The organism is Cupriavidus sp. 10L45, assembly GCF_056395225.1.
The window spans coordinates 379,590-395,415 of sequence record NZ_JBFTJC010000001.1; the positions used below are offsets into that span (position 1 = coordinate 379,590).

Below are 15,826 nucleotides of genomic sequence, written 5' to 3' on the forward strand. Positions count from 1 at the left end.
AGACGGCTTACGCCGCCAGCGCCGTCGGGCACAAGGACTCCAGCAGGGCGCGCCACGCCGGCAACTCCGGCTTGCCGGGCTTGCGCTCGCCGAAGAACTGGACGATCAGCTCGCCCTCCGCGCTGTACAGCTCGAGCGACGTGACCCAGCCATCGACCGTGGGCTTGTTGACCACCCAGCTCGACGTCACCGCCGTGGTGTTCAGGTGCAGGTTGAAGGCCGGATCCAGCACGTTGAACCACGGGCCGGTCCGGACCAGCTTCTGCACCGGGCCGGTGTGGATCTGCACGATGCCGCGATTGGCGACAAAGCACATGATCGACAGCCCCATCTCCGCCGCCTGCTGCAGCATCGTTTCCACCGCGCCGTCGGCCACCTGCTGCGCGAGGTCCTGGCCGGCCGTGCGCAGCGCGCCGATGCGCGACACCTTGTGCTGGCGCAGCATGCTGAAGAAGTCGTGCGTGTCCTTCAGGCCGCGCCAGTCGGCACGCAGCGCTTCGGGGTCGGCGGGCTGGGCGGCCTCGGTGGACGCCGCGAACGGCACCACCACCACCGGCGTCACCGGCGTCCCCGCCGGCAGGGCGTGCCGGTCGATGTACGCCTGCCAGGCTGCCGCGTCGGTGTGGTCGGTGCGGTAGATCTTGTGCACCGCCTCGCCGGCTTTGTCGAAGAACTGGATGCTGTCCCGGCCGTTCTCGGTCACCGCGTAGAAGTACTGCCACGCGCTGAAGAACATGCGCAGGTCGATGTCCGGCCCGAGCACGATGCCGACCGGGCCATCATCGGCCTGGATGTTGTCGTAGTGGCCGTGCCGCTCGTGCACGGCGGCGTCGTTGCGGGACAGCGCCATGACCGACCCGAGCGAGCCGAGGTCGCGGAACAGCGCCTGCGCGGTGCCGCCCAGCTGGCGCGAGGTCACGCCGCAGCCGGCGGCCACCAGTTCGGCTTCGGTGGCGCCGAGGCGGCTGGCGCGCTCGCGGATGCGCAGGTCGGGTGTGGCGGCCACCAGCGCGGCGTGGCGCTGGCGCAGGGCTTCAAAACTATCTTGTGCCATAGGGTTCTTGGGTGTCGGGTATCAGGGCTGCACGTCGAAGTTGATGGTCCACGTCTGTGCGCTGCTGTTGACGTTCGGATCCGCGTACTGGATCTTGGTCAGGTGGAAGCGGGCGTAGGTGGAACCTTCGCCACCGCGCAGCATCACGGCGCCTTGCGGATTGGCGGCGATCAGGTGGGCCACGGCGGGCAGGCCGTTCGCGGCCGATGCGGCGGCGGTCGGGAAGTAGGAGAGCCAGCCGTAGTTCAGCGCGTTCGGGTAGGCGCCGGTGTACTTCGGGTTCAGCGCGGACGCGTTGGCGTCCTTGATCCACTGGTTGGCGGCCGTGGGCAGCGTCAGGTCCGGCGCGGTGAGGTCGGCCAGCGTGGCAGTGAGGTTCGAGGCATCGGTGAACTTCGACGCCACCGGCGCACCAGTGCCGTCATAGAAGCCCGCCGGCGTCTTGCCCAGGAAGCCCGCCACGGTGCCGCTGCCGGACTGGCCGCCGTTCAGCTTCACGTTGTAGCGGTTGAACGCGATATGCCACGTGCCGCTGGCCGTGCTGACGGCACCCGCCACCAGGTCGTAGTAGACCCAGTCCGCCGAGGCATTGACCTGGGCCGTGCGCACCACGCCCGGCGCAGTGCGGTCGATCCAGCGGAACGACGGATAGCCGGACGTGGTACCGCCCGAGCCGCCGTAGTAGCCAGTGACCTGCAGCGCGAAGACCGGCGCCCCCACGGTGCCCGTGGTGTCCGCGCTGGCGCTGTTGCTGGTGACGATGAAGGTGCGATAGGTGGGGTAGAGCAGGTGGTCGGTGGCGCTGGCCACGCCGTACTCGAAGGCTGCCGAGCTGATCGAGTTGCTGTTCGCGAACACGCCGGCAGCGGAGTCCTTCAGGAACACGGCGGCAGGCAGCGTGCCATTGACCGGATCGATGGTGGCGTTCTTCCAGGTGGACAGGTCAGCCCAGGTGTTCGCGAGGGGGCTGCCGAACACGCCGCCGCCGCCGGTACCGCTCGTGCCGCTATTGCTCCAGAGCGTGCCGGTGAGCCCGCTGCTGGTGACCTTCAGGTCCCAGCCGGTGCCCGTGCAGCCGGCCACTTCGGCCTTGGTGTTGAAGTCGTAGCACAGCGACGTGCCGGCGGCCGGCAGCGTGAACGTCCATTCGGCCGTCTGCGTGAAGCTCGACGTGGGCGTGACGGTCGGCGGCGCGACCACGCCGCCACCGCCGCTGGTGGGCGGCGTGGTGGCGGTACCGCCGTCGTCGCCGCCGCCGCCGCAGGCGGCAAGGGTCGCGGCGAGCGCGATGATACTGAGCGCGCCCAGCGCGCGGCGAGTGGTGGGTTGGGTATTGTTCATGGTAGTTCGCTCCCCTGGTTGCTTGTTGGAATCAGCGGACGACGTCGACATTGAATCGCGCGCCCAGATAGACAAAGCGCCCCGCCACGGGCCCGAAATCACTGGCATTCGAAAAATCGCGCTGGCGGCCGAACAGGTTGTTCACGCCCGCGAAGACGGCGGCATTGCGGCCGATGCGCTGGTTGACGACCAGATCGAGCGTGCCCCAGCCCGGCGAGCGCGCGCCGGTGGTGGAATCCGCCACTTCGCTGCTCTGGAAGCGCGCCCGAGCGGTGATCTCGGTGGATGGCAGCACGCGCCAGTCCGCGCCGAGCCGGCCCATATGGCGCGGACGGCGGGTCAGCTGCGCGCCGGTGTCGAGGTCGTCTGCGTCGGTGTAGGTGTAGGCGGCGGTCAGGCCCAGCGCCCCGGTGGCGCGCCAGCGCAGCGAGGTTTCCGCGCCCTGGGTGCGTGCCCGTGCCACGTTGCGGTAGGTGTAGGTGGCAATGCCGTTGACCAGCGTGAAGTTGGCCATGTCGGTCTGGATCAGGTCCGAGACGCGGTTGTAGAACAGGTTGGCATCCACCGTCACGCGGTCGCGCCAGCTCAACTGGCCGCCGAGCTGGAAGCTGTGCGACGACTCGGGCTTGAGGTCCGGGTTGCCCAGCACCATGTAGCCCAGCGAGCTGTGGTCGAACAGGTAGTGCCGCTCCTTGAGGTTCGGCACGCGATAGCCCTGGCCGTAGTTGGCGCGCAGCACGCCCTTCCAGTCCTCGGTGGCGAGCAGGTTGCCGCGCACGCCGATCTTGGGCGCGAAGTGGCTGCCGAAGTCCGAATCCTGCTGGCCGCGCAGGCCGACGATCATCTCCCAGGTCTCGCTGAACAGGATGTCGTTCTGGAAGTAGAGCTCGCCGGCGCGGCGCTCGGCATTCCCGGCCAGCTCGGAGGCGCCGTTGACGGTCTGGTCCAGCCGCTCGCGGTGGAAATCGGCGCCGAACTGCCAGAGTTGCGAGTACCAAGCCGGCAGGTCGAACTGGGTCGACACATGGTCGGTGCGCTGCGAACTGTTGCGCGTGGCGGTCTGGAAGCTGTTGGAGAACTCGCGCGTGGTGGTGTCGTAGGTCTCGGCCACGCCCGCCAGCCGGGCCCGCACGCCGTTGTCGAAGCGCCATTGCCCGCCGTAGGTATAGCGGTTGCGGTCGATATCCTCGGTCTTGCGCTGCGGCACGTAGTTGGGCGGGGCGTAGTACTGGTAGCGCTGCTCGTCGGTCTCCCGATAGGCGCTGGCGTCGAACCAGAAGCTGCCGGCCTGCGTGGGCAGCCACTCCAGCCGGCCCGCGTACTGCTGGCGGCGCACGGCGTCGCCGTGGCGGGTCCAGCCATCGGGGTCCACCGCGAAGCCCTTGTTGTCCAGGCCATCGGCGGAAAGCCGGCCGCGGAACTGCTCGGTGCCACCTTCCACGCGCACGTTGCCGTGCAGTAGGCCGGGCGAGCCATCGGCGTTCTGGCCGCCGTAGCTGCCGCCATCGGCCGTCATCGCGCCTGAAAAGCCCTTGCGGATGGGGCGCGTGATGACGTTGATCACGCCGCCCATGGCCGAACTGCCGTATTGCGCCGAACTGGCCCCCTTCACCACCTCCACCCGGTCCACGTCGGTCAGCAGGTACTGGGAGACATCCACCGTGGAGCCGGTGCTGGCCGTAATCGGCAGGCCGTCGATCAGCACCAGCACCTGGTCGCTGGTCATGCCCTGCAGCGTCACCTCGTAGCCCGACTTGCCGTGGATTTCCCGCAGTTGCAGGCCGGGCACGTTCTCCAGTGCGTCTTTCAGCGTGCGGGCGTGGGTGCGCTCGATTTCCTGGCGATCCACCACCTCGGTACGGATGGGCGTCTCGTCGATCGGCTTCTCCGAGCGGGTGCCGGTGACCACCACGGCCGGCAATTCCTGGCCGTCGGCAGCGAGGGCATGGGCCGCCGGCCACGTCGAAAGCAGGGAGCCGGTAACGAGCGCGATACGTGTGAGACGCATGAATTGAGAGGTCAATACGAAAGGAAGTACGAATGATAATGATTCGTATTGATTTGTACAACATGATACGTTTGGAAACATTTGGATACATTTGGGCAGGTCGAAGGCGCCGATTGCGGGCAGCGAGAGGAGAGGGGACGCGGGTAGAAGGCGGTGACATGGGCCGGCGCAGGGGGTGCGCCGCCCGAGAAAAACGGCAGCCGTCAGGGCTGCCCGCGCGGCACCACCGGCGCAGCCGGCGGCGGGGTGGCCGGCCGCTGGGGATAGACCGACGTACCGAAGGTGTTCCCCATGCGATGGCTGGTGGCGGCGTTGTTATAGAGCCCCAGCTGGTTCGATGGCCGTTGCACGATCGACTCGGACGACATCGTCGACTCTCCCTTGCCGGCCGGGCCGCCGCCCGTGGGTTTCAGCTTTTCGGTCAGGCAGTCGTACGAAGGCGCGCGTTCGCCGTTCACCTCCACTTCCACGCACGGCGCCGCCCAGGCCGACGCCATGGGCGCCGCGCTACCCGCCGCGATGGCGGCTATCGCCACCAGCCAGTTCTGCATGCCCATGTCGATGCCTCCGTTCGTGTCGTTCCTGTCGTTCCTGTCGTTCGTGTGGGCGCTCTGCCTCGCCCGAGTATAGCCAGCCGTGCCGCGCGGCCGCGCACCATTTTTTTCTCGATGAAGCTTTTGTGACAAACGACAGTCGGCGCCCGTGCCGGCCGTCTAGGCAACCGAGCGCAACGCTGACATGAAGGCTTTCCATCATGTCTCCCGCTGCCGAATGCATCCGCATCACGGGCCTTGGTCGAGGCCGCGGGCGCGCCACGGCACCGAATCGAACAAGAGCAATTGAGTCAACAATGCATGACGTGAAGAAGAACGGACCGCCTTCGAGCTGGAGTGCGGTGTGGCTGGCGGTCATTGGACTGGGAACCTCGGGTTTGGCAGGGGCGCAGCAGGCGGCAACGGCAGAGGCGCCGGCCGCCAGCGCCACGGCCGCTACCGCAGCTGAGGCCACTGCGCCCGCGCCGGGCAAGGCCGAGACGGCGCGGCGTGTCAACGTCAACGAGTACATCGTGCGCGGCAATACCGTGCTCGACGTCCGCTCGATCGAGCGGGCGGTCCGCCCGTTCCTGGGCCCGGACCGCACCATGCAGGACATCGAGGGCGCGCGGGACGCGCTCACGGCGGCCTACCAGGCCAAGGGATACCAGTCGGTCTATGTCGAACTGCCCGAGCAGCAGGTCAGCGGCGGCATCGTGTTCCTGCAGGTCAGCGAGACGCGCGTGGGCCGCGTGCGCGTGGTGGGCACCGAGTACAACTCGCCGCGCGAGGTGCGCGAGCAGGTACCGGCGCTGAAGGAAGGCGCCGTGCCCGACTTCACGCAGGTGCAGGCGGAGCTGACCGCCGTGAATCGCGGCGCCAAGCGCCAGGTGGCGCCGCTGGTCCGGCAGGGCAGCCTGCCCGGCACGATGGATGTCGACCTGAAGGTGGACGACAGCAGCCCGTGGCGCGCCAGCGTCGGCCTGAACAACGACTACAGCCCCGATACCGAGGCCCTGCGCGCCACCGCCTCGCTGGGGCACGACAACCTCTGGCAGCTCGGCCACAGCGCCTCGCTGAGTTTCTTCGGCGCGCCGCAGGACATGAACCAGACCAAGGTGTTCTCGGGCTCCTACGTGGCGCCGTTCCGGGGCACGAACTGGAGCGTGGAAGCCTCGGGCTACAAGTCGGACAGCAATGTCGCCACCGTGGGCGGCACCAGCGTGCTCGGCAAGGGCCATTCGGTCGGGATCAAGGGCACCTACACCGTGCCGGACACCGGCGCGTGGTGGCATGCCCTGAGCCTGGGCGTGGACTTCAAGGACAACCAGGAAACCACCCGGTTCGGCGCCTCCAGCGACAACGTGCCGCTCAAGTACGCGCCCATCACGCTGTCCTATGCGGGCTTCACCCAGAGCGAGCGCGGCCAGTACGGCCTGAATATCGCGCTGGTATCCGGCACGCGCAGCTTCCTCGGCTACGGCAGCAACTGGGAACAGTTCGACTACAAGCGCTACAAGGCGTCGCCGAGCTTCACCGTGCTCAAGGCCGATACCACCGGCAGCTACAGCTTCCCCGGCAACACCCAGCTCGCATGGCGGCTGGCCGGGCAGATCACCGATTCCCCGCTGGTGTCGAGCGAGCAGATCGCGGCCGGCGGCATGAACTCGGTGCGCGGCTACCTCTCGGCTGAAGCCACCGGCGACTACGGCGTGGTCGGCTCGGTCGAACTGCGCGCGCCGCCGCTGCCGTTCTTCCCCACCGTGGTCGAGGACTGGCGCGTGTACGCCTTCGTCGATGGCGGCCAGCTGCGGCTGCGCGAACCGCTGCCCGAGCAGGAAAGCACGTTCTCGCTGGCCTCGGTGGGCCTGGGCACCAGCTTCCGCCTCGGCCAGCAGGTCACGGGCCGCCTGGACCTGGGCTTCCCGCTCAAGGCCGGCCCCCGCACGGAACGCTTCGACCCACGCCTGAATTTCAGCGTCACCGCGAGTTACTGAGCGCGGGCGCCCCTCATATATCTACGGAGAACCCTTGTCATGCGACGCATCGTTTTGCTTCTGCTCGCGCTAGCGAGCACCCTGCTGCCGGGCCTGGCGCACGCCTGGTGGCAGCCCGACTGGGCCTATCGCAAGCCGGTCACGATCGATGCCGGCCCGCAGGGCGGCGCCATCGGCGGCGATGCCGGCCGCACGCCGGTGCTGCTGCGCCTGCATACCGGCAATTTCACCTTCGAGGGCGTCAGCGAGAGCGGCGCCGACCTGCGCTTTGTCGCCGGTGACGACAAGACCGTGCTGAACCACCAGATCGAACAGTTCGACCCGTTGCTGGGCATCGCACTGGTCTGGGTGGATGTACCGGCCGTCTCGGCGGGCAGCCCGCAGCAGATCTGGATGTACTACGGCAACCCCAAGGCACCCGCCTCAGGCAACGGCCAGCGCAGCTTCGACCCCGACTACACGCTGGTCTATCACTTCGCCGAAGCCAACGTGCCGGCGCGGGACTCCACCGCCTACGGCAACAACAGCCAGACCGCCGTGGTGAGCAAGGACGGCACCATCATCGGTCGCGGCGCCCAGCTTGGCACGGCACCGCTGATGCTGCCCGCCTCGCCGTCGCTGGCGCTCCAGGCCGGCGCACCGTTCACGTTCTCCGCATGGGTGCGCCCGGACCAGCTCGGCGCGCAGCAGGTGATCTATGCCCGCCGCGATGGCGCCAGCGAACTGGTGATCGGCATCGACCAGGGCGTGCCGTTCGTGCAGGTCAACGGCCAGCGCAGCCGCCCGGGCCAGCCGGTGCAGGCCGGGCAGTGGTCGCACCTGGCGGTCAATGCGGATGGCAAGGCCGTCACGCTGTATGTGGGTGGCCGCTCTGCCGCAACGCTGCCGCTGGCGCTGCCGGCGCTGAACACGCCCGCCGCCATTGGCGCACCGCTGACGGGGGCTACTGCCGAGGCCGGCGGCACGCCGTTCGCCGGTGCCATCGATGAACTGCGCCTGTCGAAGATCGCGCGCCCGGCGCCGCTGCTGCTGGCGGACGCCGTGTCGCAAGGCGCTGAATCGCGCCTGACGGCGTTCGGCCCCGATGAACAGCAGGCCGGCAAGAGCCACTTCGGCTTCATCCTCGCGGCCATGCCGCTGGACGCCTGGATCGTGGTGGCGCTGCTGGGCCTGATGATGGCCACGTCGTGGGCCATCATGATCACCAAGGGCCGCAGCTACGGCGCCAACGCGCGCGCCAACGCCGCCTTCATGACGCATTTCCGCGATACGTCCGCAGCCTCGCTGGACCATCTCGCCAAGACCGGCCGCGTGCCAGCGGAGGTGAAGGCGAACTCGTCGCTGTGGCGCCTGTACGAGGTGGCCACCGAGGAGCTGCACCGCCGCCACCAGATGGGCTACGACCTCAACGCAGTGTCCGACGCCACCATCAGCGCGATCCGCGCGGCGATGGACGGCGTGATGGTGCGCGAGAACGAGCGCATGGCACAACGCATGAACTGGCTCTCCACCACCATCGAAGGCGCCCCGTACGTGGGCCTGTTCGGCACCGTCATCGGCATCATGCTGGTGTTCGTGGTGGCGGCCATGGCCGGCGCCGTGGACATCAACTCGGTGGCACCGGGCATGGCCGCGGCGCTGCTGTGTACCGCCGCCGGCCTCGGCGTCGCCATTCCGGCGCTGTTCGGCTACAACTGGCTGGCCTCGCGCTCGGACGCCATCGGCGCCGACATGGCGGTGTTCGTGGATGAGTTCGCCACGCGCCTGGCCGAAGAGCAGGGCGAGGGCCGCCGCGTGCCCGCCGCGCTGCACAGCGCCTGACGGGGTACCGAAACCATGGCACACGCAGCCAAGTTCGGCACGAAGAAGCGCACCGGCGGCATCAACATCACGCCATTCGTGGACGTGCTGCTGGTGGTGCTGGTGATCTTCATCCTCACCAGCAACGCCAGCATCCCCGGCATCAAGGTGGATCTGCCGAAGGCCAGCGCCTCGGTGGCGCTGGAGAAGCCCAAGACCAAGGCGATCACCATCGACAACGCCGGCCAGGTGTTCCTGGACGCCTACCCGGTGTCACTGCCGGAGCTGGAGGAGCGCCTGCGCACCGAGAAGGCGCTGACGCCGGATTTCCCGGTGATCGTGCGCGGCGATGCCGCCGTGCAATACGCGAAGGTGGTGGAGGTGCTCGACCTGCTGCGGCGGATCGAGCTGAACCAGATCGGCCTCGTCACCGGCAAGCCGGCGTAAGGGAGACAGCGTGAACCGTCGCGATCCCCCGCCTGATTTCCGCGCACGCGTTGCGGTGCTCTGGCGTCGCTGGGGCGGGCACCTGATTGGCGCGCTGGCGTTCGTGGTGCTCGCGGCCGTGGTCTGGTACCTGCTGTCCGGCACGGCCAGCACCAAGCGCGAAGTTGCCGCCACGCCCACGCTGGTGCTGCCACCGCCGCCGCCTCCGCCGCCCGAGCCCGAGAAACTGCCCGAGCCGGAGCCGGAGAAGGTCAAGCCGGAAATCAAGGAGCCCGAGCCCAAGCCGATGGAGCCGCTCGATCCGCCCAAGGACGACAGCCCGCCCAGCCCCTCGAAGGACCTGGGCGACCCGGTCACCATCGACGGCGCCGCGCAGGCCGGCACCGATGCGTTCGGCATCGGCGCGGGCAGCGGCGGCGGCATGACCGGTGGCGGGGGCGGGCTCGGCAGCCGTTCCTACGCGTCGTGGCTGTCCAGCGCGCTGCAGCAGGCGTTTGCGCGTGACGCGCGCACCCGCCAGCTGGCGTTCGACGATATCCGCATCGACGTCTGGCTCGATGCGGACGGCACCGTCACGCGCGTGCAGCTCTCGCAAGGCACCGGCAACGCGAAGACCGACGAAGCGGTCCTCGCCATGGTGCGCGAATTCCGTGCCGACGAACGCCCGCCGGCCACGCTGCGCTCGCCGTTGCGCATGTCGATCAAGGGGCGCCGGCCATGACGATGCCGCGCGCTCCCCATTCCCAACACATCATGCAGAACACACCGATGAATCCCTCCGCCATCCACCCGCGCGCCACGCCCATCACGCGCGATCCACGCACCCGGCGCCGCGCGCAGGCGCTTGCCCTGGCCGTCGCGCTGCTGGCCGCGGGTGGCGGCGCCAACGCGCAGACCGCCGCCCAGGGCGACAGCACCATGGTCAAGCTGATCCGTGGCCTGATCGAGAGCGGCGCGCTGCGCAAGGACGCCGGCGAGGCCCTGCTGGCGCAGGCCCAGACCGAGGCGATGGCCGCGCAGCAGACCCAGCGCCAACTGGCGACCATGCAGGCGTCCAGCGGCACGGGTGCCGGGGCCGGTGTCGCCACGGGTGCCGCTGCCGGTGCCGTGACCGCCGCCGCGCTGCAGCCTGGCGACGTACGCGTGCCGTACATCCCGGAAACCGTGCGGGACGAGATCCGCGACGAGGTGAAGGTGCAGGTAATGGCCCAGGCCAAGGCCGAAGGCTGGGCCGCGCCGAACGAAACGCCGGAGTGGACCCAGCGCATCCATGTCGAGGGCGATGTACGCCTGCGCAACGAATCGCGCTTCTACTCGGGCAACAACAGCAATATCGAGATCGACTGGGCCGCCATCAACTCGGGCGGCGGCTTCGACGTCAACCCGAACACCAACCTGGCGCTCCCGCCGCTGCTCAACACGCGCCAGAACCGCACGCTCCAGTGGAAGGCCCGCGCGCGGATTGGCGTGCTCGCCGATGTGTCCGAGAGCGTGAAGGCCGGCGTGCGCCTGGCCACCGGCAACGACAACAGCCCGGTCTCCACCAACCAGACGCTCGGCGGCGGGCTGGCCAAGAAGGACGTCTGGCTCGACCAGGGCTGGCTGTCGTACCAGCCGTTCGAATGGGTCAAGGTCACCGGCGGCCGCTTCGGCAACCCGTTTGTGTCGTCGGACACGCTGTTCTCGAATGACCTGAATTTCGACGGCATCGCCGCGCAGTTCGACAAGGCGCTGCCTAACCGCGACATCTCGCTGTTCGGCTCGCTGGGCCTGATCCCGCTCGAATACTCGTCGGACGGCTTCCCGGGCAACAGCCAGGACAAGATGAGCAGCGAGAACAAGTGGCTGCTGGGCGCGCAGATCGGCGCGAGCTGGAAGGTGAACGACGACAACCGCCTGCGCGGCGCGCTGGCCTACTACGACTTCCACAACGTCAGCGGCCGGGTGTCCGACCCCTGCGCGCTGTACGCGGGCGCCACCAGCTGCAGCACCGACTGGAGCCGTCCGGCCTTCATGCAGAAGGGCAACACGCTGATGCTGCTGCGCAATATCGCGCTCAACCCGCTCGACCCGGCTAACACGCCGCAGCCGCAGTACGTGGGCCTGGCCTCGCAATTCCAGCTGCTCGACGTCAACCTGCGCTGGGACACCAAGGTGGCCGGCAAGTACATGCTGCGGCTGGACGGCAACTACATCCGCAACCTCGCCTACGACCCGGACGAGATGTTCGCGCGCGCCAACGGCGGCATTGTGAACAACTTCGGCGCCAGCGGCGGCACCAGCCGCGCGGACTTCAAGAGTGGCGGCAACGCCTACATGTTCCAGGCCACCTTCGGCAAGCCCACGCCTTCGGCACGCGGCGACTGGAACGTGCTGGCCGGCTACAAGCGCATCGAGCCGGACGCCATGCCGGACGGCTACAACGATTCGACCTTCCACATGGGCGGCACCAATGCGCGCGGCTACTACCTCGGCGGCTCCTATGCGTTCGACAAGAACGCCTGGGTGACCGGCCGCTGGATCTCGACCAAGGAAGTGTTCGGGCCGCCGCTGTCGATCGACACGCTGCAGCTTGAAGTCAACGCCCGTTTCTAAGGAGGACACCGTGTCCCATCCGTTCCTCTCCGGCATTGCCCTGGCCGCCGCGCTGTTGGTGGCCGGCGGCGCCGCCCATGCCCAGCAGGCCCCGGCCGGCCAGAGCATGGAAGAGCGTCTGCGCAACCAGCTCCGCAACACCACCGCGCAGCTTCAGCAGGCGCAGAACGAACTGGCCGTGCTCAAGGCAGGCGGCGGCAGCCAGCCCGCCGCCAAGGCTGGCGCGGCGCCGGCCGATGTCGATGCCCTGAAGAAGGAGCTGGAGGCTGCCCGTGCGCAGCTGGCCAGCGAGCGCCAGTCGCGCGAGGCGCTGCGCCAGAGCCAGCAGCAGGGCCAGGCGCAGGTGGAAAAGGCTGGCGCGCAGATCGCCCAGTATCGCGGCGCGTACGACGAACTGCTCAGGATGGCACGCGGACTGGACGCCGAGCGCCAGCGCCTGGCCGCCGAGACCACCGCGCAGAAGACCGCGCTGACCCAGTGCGAAGCCAAGAACGCGCAGTTGTACGCGGTGGGCCAGGAGGTGCTGCAGGCCTACGAGACCGTCGATCTCGGCACGGTGCTGAGCGCACGCCAGCCCTTTGCCGCGCAGAGCCGCGTGCGCTACGAGCAGATCGCGCAGCAGTTTGGCGACAAGCTCTACGAAGGGCAGTTCTCCGCCGCTGCGGCGGCGCAGGCTGCCCCGCCGGCCCCGCCCGCCCAGTCGGCGAGCCAGCCGGACGCCGCGCCGCAAAAGACGCACTAACCCCTCTTCTACCGATTTCAGATTTCAGGACCAGTTCATGACCACCATCGCCACCCCGTTCGACGCCGTCGCACAAACCATCGAACAACCGACCCCGACCCTCCTGCAGACCGTCACGCCGGAGCAGGTAGCGGACGCCGTCAAGGCGGCCGGCTGCGCCGTCACCGTTATCGAGCAGGAGGGCGTGCCGCGCCTGCATAGCGCCAGCCATGGCGTCGGCTTCCAGGTGCTGTGGGGCAACGCCGCCGCGCCCGGCGAGTATGTGGATTTCACGCTGAGCTGCCCGCTGCGCGTGCAGGGCGGCACGCTGCCGGAGGGCGTGGTGGCCGAGTGGCACCGCAGCCGGCGCTTCGCGCGTGTGGCGCAGCACGGCGAGTTTGTGGTGCTGGAGATGGATGTGATGGTCTCCGGCGGCGTCGCGCCCACCTATCTCGGCGTGGCGATGCAGCTCTGGGTGCAGATGATGGGGCAGTTCTTCCTGCATCTGCGCAACTTCCAGGCGGCCGGGACGGAAGCGGCGACGGAAGCGGCGACCGATGTAGCCGTCACCGATGACGTCACCGCCGCCACCGACGCCGTTGCCGGCTGAAGCTTGCCACGCCCCCCCTCCCGGAGGGGGGAGGGCAGTACGCCGCCTTGCAGTCACGGTTACGTCACACAGGAGTCCTACGATGCGGACCGGCTCAAGGCGCCCGCAAGCGGCGCCGTCGGGCATTCCTCAACGGACGACTCATCTTGGATCGTGATGGCAAGGCTGGTCGCATCGCCCAGTGCGCGCGCGCTGGTGGGTTACCTGACGCTGCTCGTGCTCTGCATGGCCTGCCAGAAGCTCCGCGCCCAGCAGGCCACGCCGGACGGCATGGCCGAGATCGCCTTCGACCTGCCGGCCCAGCCGTTGAAACAGGCGTTGGCGCAGTACGACAGGCTGACCAGCCTGTCCGTCTTCTTCCCTTCCGAACTCGCGGAGGGCCGCACTTCGAATCCGGTGCATGGCAGCTATCGCCCCGAGGACGCGCTGCGCAGGCTGGTGGACGGCACCGGGCTGACCGTGCAGGCCGCGGCGTCCGACGCCTTCGTGCTGATCCCCACACCCCGCCCGCCGGATGCGCCCGCGCCAGAGGCCACCGCCAGCCGGCAGCGCCAGGTCGACGGCGCGGTGCAGGCGCGCATCTACCGGGCGCTGTGCGCGCGGCCGTCGCTGGCGTTCGGGGAATACCGGCTGGCGCTGCGCGTGCATGTCGATGCCTCCGGCCATGTGCGGCAGGTGCGGCTGCTGGACACCACCGGCGACAAGGCACGCGATGCAGCCATCGTTGAGACCCTCGAACAGGTCGATGTGGGCCTGTCGCCCACCGATCCGTCGCGGCCCTTCGTGCTGCTGGCCCACCCCGTGCACTGCGACGCACGGGCGGCGCAGGCCGGCGCGTGCCGCCCGGCGTGCGAACGGCAGGCGGGCTGAGCCATGAGCGATTCCACCCGCGCCACCCTGCGCGACCTCCTCGCGCTGCGCTACGAAGACCTCAAGCGCCGCCTGACGTGGCGGCTCGGCTCGTCCGAGCTGGCCAGTGACGCGCTGCACGACACCTGGGTCCATCTGGAAGACCGCAGCGAGGAAAGCGGCCCGGTCAGCAGCCCGGCCGCCTACCTGATGCGGATGGCGACCAACCTCGCGCTGGACCGGCTCCAGCGCGACCGCCGCTATATGAGTGCGGACGAGGTGGACACGCTGATGCTCGAAATCGCGGATCCCGCCCCGGGGCCGGCGCAGACCGTGGCCGCCCGCGACGAGCTGGAGGCGCTGGCGCGGCTGATCGACAGCATGCCGCCCCGGCGGCGGGCGATCTTCCTCGCGGTGCGCGTGGAGGAGCGCTCCAACCAGGAGGTGGCGGTGCGCTTCGGCGTATCCACGCGACTGGTCGGTCTGGAACTGAAACGCGCCCATGAGTACTGCATGGCGCACATGCCGAAGCATGAGTGAAGAAATCGTGCCGATCCGCGTCCGCCCAACCGTCTTGTCTGTAAGCCTGCTGGCCGGGCGCTACCCGAGGATGGCTCGTCTGACGCCATGATCCCAACCATGAATGCTCCGTTCCCCCCGCCGCGCGAACTGGATCCCGTCGAGCGGCAGGCGCTCGCCTGGGTGCGCCGTGTCGCGGCGGGCGAGATCACGCATGCCGACGGCGCGGCGCTGCGGCAGTGGTGTCAGGCGAACCCTGCCCACGCCGCCGCCTTTGCCGCCGCGCGCGCCCGCTGGGCCCAGCTCGGCGAGGCCGCCGCGATGGTCAAGGCGCGCAACCCCGCCGCCATACACGCCACCCTGCCGGCGGCACGGCGTCCGTCCAGCTGGCAGCGGCGTGCGTTCCTCGGTGGCGCGCTCGGCGCCACCGCAGCGACGGCGGTAGCAGCCGTCGTCCACCCGCCGCTGGGCCTGTGGCCCGCCGCCAATGAATGGCGTGCCGACTACCGCACCGCCACCGGCGAACAGCGGCGGCTGGCGCTGGGCGGCGCCGTCGATGTCGAACTCAATACGCGCACCAGCATCGCGGTGTGGCCCGGCGCGGGCGGCACGCGCGGCATCGACCTGATCGCCGGGGAAGCCGCCATCGACCTGAGCCGTGCCGAAACGCCCTTCGTGGTGGCGGCCGGCGCCGGCCATACGCAGGCGCTTCAGCGCCAGGCGGCGCGCTTCGAGGTCCGGCACCTGGACGGCGCGGTGTGCGTGACCTGCATCGACGGCCAGGTACAGGTGGCCCATGCCAGCGGCACCGTGCAACTGTCGGGCGGCCAGCGCCTGCGCTACGACGACCACACGCTGGGCCGCGCCGAACAGCTCGATGCCGCGCGCATGCCGGGCTGGCGCCAGGGCTACCTGCGCTTCACCGATGCGCCGCTGGGCGAGGTGCTCGACGAGATCAATCGTTACCGTACCGGCAAGGTCGTGCTGCTGGACCGCCAACTCGCGGCGAAGCCGGTCACCGGCCGTTTTCAGATTCACGCGCTCGACAAGGCCATCGTCCAGATGCAGCGCTCGTTCGGGCTGCACGCGCGCACGCTGCCGGGCGGCATGGTGCTGCTGAGCTAGGTTTTTCGCAGGCACGGTGGTCCGGGTTTTCCCGGATCGCTGTCACGAAATCTTCAAGGAAAAGCTTGCCGATTCCCTTCGGCCCAATGGTCTAGGTCCCAGGAGCATCGACGGCGCTTGCCGTCGGTGGACATGACGACAGGGCCGCCACGCCACGCAGATTGCGAGAGGCGGCCCGCCAACGTTGCTTGACGGGATTGAGATCACCATGCAGATGCGCGCTCACA

14 protein-coding genes are annotated in these 15,826 nt (G+C 69.0%); 10 read left to right on the forward strand and 4 right to left on the reverse strand.

Annotated elements, in window-relative coordinates:
- Window positions 1-7: 7 nt before the first annotated feature.
- From AC1DFU_RS01825 to AC1DFU_RS01840, 4 genes are all read right to left on the reverse strand, one after another.
- Window positions 8-1,054 carry a hemin-degrading factor gene (locus AC1DFU_RS01825; RefSeq protein ID WP_441592487.1) on the reverse strand — a complete coding sequence of 349 codons (1,047 nt, stop codon included), beginning with the start codon at window positions 1,052-1,054 and terminating at the stop codon, window positions 8-10.
- Window positions 1,055-1,075: 21 nt separating this feature from the next.
- Window positions 1,076-2,395: an HmuY family protein gene (locus AC1DFU_RS01830; RefSeq protein ID WP_441592488.1), complete on the reverse strand. Its 1,320-nt coding sequence runs from the start codon at window positions 2,393-2,395 to the stop codon at window positions 1,076-1,078.
- A 31-nt stretch (window positions 2,396-2,426) separates the two neighbouring features.
- The gene (locus AC1DFU_RS01835; protein ID WP_441592490.1) at window positions 2,427-4,403 is read right to left on the reverse strand and encodes a TonB-dependent receptor plug domain-containing protein; all 1,977 of its coding nucleotides are present in this window, start codon (window positions 4,401-4,403) and stop codon (window positions 2,427-2,429) included.
- A 203-nt stretch (window positions 4,404-4,606) separates the two neighbouring features.
- Window positions 4,607-4,960 carry a hypothetical protein gene (locus AC1DFU_RS01840; protein WP_441592491.1) on the reverse strand — a complete coding sequence of 118 codons (354 nt, stop codon included), beginning with the start codon at window positions 4,958-4,960 and terminating at the stop codon, window positions 4,607-4,609.
- Between the two features lie 293 nt (window positions 4,961-5,253).
- Between AC1DFU_RS01840 and AC1DFU_RS01845 the strand changes: the two genes are divergently transcribed.
- From AC1DFU_RS01845 to AC1DFU_RS01890, 10 genes are all read left to right on the forward strand, one after another.
- Entirely contained in the window at window positions 5,254-6,933 is a 1,680-nt protein-coding gene (locus AC1DFU_RS01845) for a ShlB/FhaC/HecB family hemolysin secretion/activation protein (protein ID WP_092295245.1), read from the forward strand.
- Window positions 6,934-6,972: 39 nt separating this feature from the next.
- Window positions 6,973-8,754: a DUF2341 domain-containing protein gene (locus tag AC1DFU_RS01850; protein WP_441592494.1), complete on the forward strand. Its 1,782-nt coding sequence runs from the start codon at window positions 6,973-6,975 to the stop codon at window positions 8,752-8,754.
- A gap of 15 nt (window positions 8,755-8,769) precedes the next feature.
- Window positions 8,770-9,180 (forward strand): ExbD/TolR family protein, encoded by a 411-nt coding sequence (locus tag AC1DFU_RS01855; RefSeq protein ID WP_092295239.1) that lies wholly within the window; start codon window positions 8,770-8,772, stop codon window positions 9,178-9,180.
- Between the two features lie 10 nt (window positions 9,181-9,190).
- Entirely contained in the window at window positions 9,191-9,901 is a 711-nt protein-coding gene (locus AC1DFU_RS01860; RefSeq protein WP_177219931.1) for an energy transducer TonB family protein, read from the forward strand.
- 47 nt (window positions 9,902-9,948) lie between these two features.
- The gene (locus tag AC1DFU_RS01865) at window positions 9,949-11,775 is read left to right on the forward strand and encodes a putative porin (protein WP_441592496.1); all 1,827 of its coding nucleotides are present in this window, start codon (window positions 9,949-9,951) and stop codon (window positions 11,773-11,775) included.
- 10 nt (window positions 11,776-11,785) lie between these two features.
- Complete coding sequence (locus tag AC1DFU_RS01870; RefSeq protein ID WP_441592497.1) at window positions 11,786-12,517, forward strand: hypothetical protein; 732 nt, start codon at window positions 11,786-11,788, stop codon at window positions 12,515-12,517.
- A gap of 37 nt (window positions 12,518-12,554) precedes the next feature.
- Window positions 12,555-13,106, forward strand: coding sequence for a YbjN domain-containing protein (locus AC1DFU_RS01875; protein ID WP_441592498.1), 552 nt, complete (start codon window positions 12,555-12,557; stop codon window positions 13,104-13,106).
- A gap of 156 nt (window positions 13,107-13,262) precedes the next feature.
- Entirely contained in the window at window positions 13,263-13,976 is a 714-nt protein-coding gene (locus tag AC1DFU_RS01880) for an STN domain-containing protein (RefSeq protein ID WP_092295227.1), read from the forward strand.
- Between the two features lie 3 nt (window positions 13,977-13,979).
- A complete protein-coding gene (locus AC1DFU_RS01885; RefSeq protein ID WP_092295224.1) occupies window positions 13,980-14,495 on the forward strand; it encodes an RNA polymerase sigma factor in 516 nt (171 codons plus the stop codon).
- A gap of 99 nt (window positions 14,496-14,594) precedes the next feature.
- On the forward strand, window positions 14,595-15,599 hold the full coding sequence (locus tag AC1DFU_RS01890) for a FecR family protein (protein ID WP_177219930.1): 1,005 nt from the start codon (window positions 14,595-14,597) through the stop codon (window positions 15,597-15,599).
- Window positions 15,600-15,826: the final 227 nt, after the last annotated feature.

Coding starts and splice junctions, on each gene's coding strand:
- AC1DFU_RS01825 (WP_441592487.1), bottom strand. CDS start 1,054: ATGGCACAAGATAGTTTTGAAGCCCTGCGCCAGCGCCACGCCGCGCTG.
- AC1DFU_RS01830 (WP_441592488.1), bottom strand. CDS start 2,395: ATGAACAATACCCAACCCACCACTCGCCGCGCGCTGGGCGCGCTCAGT.
- AC1DFU_RS01835 (WP_441592490.1), bottom strand. CDS start 4,403: ATGCGTCTCACACGTATCGCGCTCGTTACCGGCTCCCTGCTTTCGACG.
- AC1DFU_RS01840 (WP_441592491.1), bottom strand. CDS start 4,960: ATGGGCATGCAGAACTGGCTGGTGGCGATAGCCGCCATCGCGGCGGGT.
- AC1DFU_RS01845 (WP_092295245.1), top strand. CDS start 5,254: ATGCATGACGTGAAGAAGAACGGACCGCCTTCGAGCTGGAGTGCGGTG.
- AC1DFU_RS01850 (WP_441592494.1), top strand. CDS start 6,973: ATGCGACGCATCGTTTTGCTTCTGCTCGCGCTAGCGAGCACCCTGCTG.
- AC1DFU_RS01855 (WP_092295239.1), top strand. CDS start 8,770: ATGGCACACGCAGCCAAGTTCGGCACGAAGAAGCGCACCGGCGGCATC.
- AC1DFU_RS01865 (WP_441592496.1), top strand. CDS start 9,949: ATGAATCCCTCCGCCATCCACCCGCGCGCCACGCCCATCACGCGCGAT.
- AC1DFU_RS01875 (WP_441592498.1), top strand. CDS start 12,555: ATGACCACCATCGCCACCCCGTTCGACGCCGTCGCACAAACCATCGAA.
- AC1DFU_RS01880 (WP_092295227.1), top strand. CDS start 13,263: ATGGCAAGGCTGGTCGCATCGCCCAGTGCGCGCGCGCTGGTGGGTTAC.
- AC1DFU_RS01885 (WP_092295224.1), top strand. CDS start 13,980: ATGAGCGATTCCACCCGCGCCACCCTGCGCGACCTCCTCGCGCTGCGC.
- AC1DFU_RS01890 (WP_177219930.1), top strand. CDS start 14,595: ATGAATGCTCCGTTCCCCCCGCCGCGCGAACTGGATCCCGTCGAGCGG.